Raw genomic sequence first — 2050 nt, forward strand, 5'->3', positions numbered from 1 at the left:
TTTTCAAGGTACTATAGGAGAAGGGACAAATCTATTTATGGTTTTGACCTCAATATCATCTAATATAACTATTGGTGCATCATAGATCAATGCTCTAGCAATTGCAATTCTTTGCTTTTGCCCTCCTGAAAGTTTTGCCCCCCCCTCTCTCCTATAACAGTATCATAGCCATTATCAAAAGTCTTCACAAATTCATCAATCCCTAACTCTTCACATAATTTTTCTATATTTTTATTATCACTTGAATTCCCCATAGTTATATTTTCCCAAATACTTGTGTTGCACAAAAAGATATCTTGTGTTACATTGATAATATTTTTTCTCAAATTATAGAGATTGTAATTTTTTATATTTTCTCCATTTATCATAATGCTTCCTTTTGAGATATCCCATAGTCTTAATAATAATTTGGTAACCGTTGATTTCCCACAACCGCTCTCTCCTACTAAAGCAATCATTTGTCCTGAATTTGCTTTCAAACTAAAATTGTCTAGAATTAGTTCTCCTTCCATATAATTAAACGAAATATTCTCAAAATCTATTGTAATTTTTTCTGTATCTTCTATTTTCACTCCATAATTGTCCTGTTTAATTAAAATCGTATAATCTTCAAATTTGATGCTTTTATTGTAATTTTTTTTAATTACAAAAGGATTACAAGATATAATTTTATCATTACAAAATTGTAATCTTCTCTTTTCCTACTAAGATCAATACTACAATATTCACTTCTTCAAATTTTAATGTTTCTGTCAAAATTTGAATTATTTCATATACGAACTCTTCGTTTAGCTACTAATCACATTTAGCAAATTTTATCATATATTCGAATATGACCTCGGAAGCCTTATCGTTATATGTATTTATGCTGTTTTTTGTATCCATACCGATGCAAAAATATGACGTTCTTTATAAAGTTTCAAAAACCTTATTTTGAAAATAAAATATAACTGATAAAAAATGAGTATGTTGTGTACCTATCAGCTAAAGTATATGCAGAAATTAGTTTTCAGAAAATTTCAGAAATCACTTAAAAATATCCATCAAGGAGTTTTTATTCCAAGATGGATGTTTTTTATGCGTGTACCCTGAGTACAGACATTTCTAACTTGCAGTTGTAAAATGTATCTATTATACTATACCTAAGAGCAAGTATAGTGTCCTAACTTTGCGTTTACAGTTAAGATAAACAGTTAGTTATTTATCTTAACTGTAAACGCAAAAATTGAAAAAGGATATAATATACTGAGTGCTCCATCATTATCCAGCCTATCACTAAGCGGATAATACCCCAACCGAATATATATTGTAGGAGGCGAAAGCAGAATTGAATATTTTAATTATAGAAGATGACAAAGATCTTAATGATGGACTGAGTTACTTTTTATCTAAAATTTCTTATACTATTAAAAGTGCTTTTAATTTAAAACAAGGTTTCTCTTTACTAGAGAAATATTCTTTTGATGCTATTATTTTAGATTGCAATTTACCTGATGGTAGTGGTTTTAATGCTTGCAAAAAAATCAAAGAAAAATTTGGTACACCTATAATCTTACTAACTGTATGTGATGGGGAAATGAACGAACTGAAAGGATTTGAAATGGGTGCAAATGATTATATTACAAAACCATTTTCGCTTTCAATTTTACAGGCTCGACTCAACAATATCCTTTGTCCTCCAAAAATAAAAAAAATATTTATTTCTGACAATATCTTATTAGATTTACAACATCATGTAGTTTACAGAAATAATACTCAAATACCTTTAACCAAAATCGAATTTTCATTATTGCAATATTTTATAGAAAACAAAGAGCATGTACTCAGTAAAAAATCTATTTTAAACTATATATGGGACTATAATGGAAAATTTGTTGATGAGAATGCTGTCACTGTTAATATTCGTCGTTTACGGATGAAAATAGAAGAAAATCCTTCATCGCCCAAGCATATTATTTCTATACGTGGTGTTGGGTATAAATGGCAATAAGGTGTTTATGCTAATCTCATATGACTAAAAATTGATTTACTTGATTGTCTCTGGATAGAC

3 protein-coding genes are annotated in these 2050 nt (G+C 28.6%); 1 reads left to right on the forward strand and 2 read right to left on the reverse strand.

The genetic code is table 11. The annotated features are described in order from the left end of the window. Positions 1 to 3: 3 nt before the first annotated feature. The gene (locus tag ASU35_RS20685) at positions 4 to 108 is read right to left on the reverse strand and encodes a hypothetical protein (protein ID WP_083504132.1); all 105 of its coding nucleotides are present in this window, start codon (positions 106 to 108) and stop codon (positions 4 to 6) included. After that, on the reverse strand, positions 87 to 572 hold the full coding sequence (locus ASU35_RS04100; protein WP_058351790.1) for an ATP-binding cassette domain-containing protein: 486 nt from the start codon (positions 570 to 572) through the stop codon (positions 87 to 89). Before ASU35_RS04100 ends, ASU35_RS20685 begins: the two co-directional genes overlap by 22 nt. Before the next feature lie 755 nt (positions 573 to 1327). On the opposite strand from ASU35_RS04100, the gene ASU35_RS04105 reads away from it, so the two are divergent. Beyond that, on the forward strand, positions 1328 to 1990 hold the full coding sequence (locus ASU35_RS04105) for a response regulator transcription factor (protein WP_058351791.1): 663 nt from the start codon (positions 1328 to 1330) through the stop codon (positions 1988 to 1990). The last annotated feature ends 60 nt before the right edge of the window (positions 1991 to 2050 follow it).

This window comes from Acetivibrio ethanolgignens, assembly GCF_001461035.1.
GTDB classification, from domain to species: Bacteria; Bacillota; Clostridia; order Lachnospirales; family Lachnospiraceae; genus Velocimicrobium; species Velocimicrobium ethanolgignens.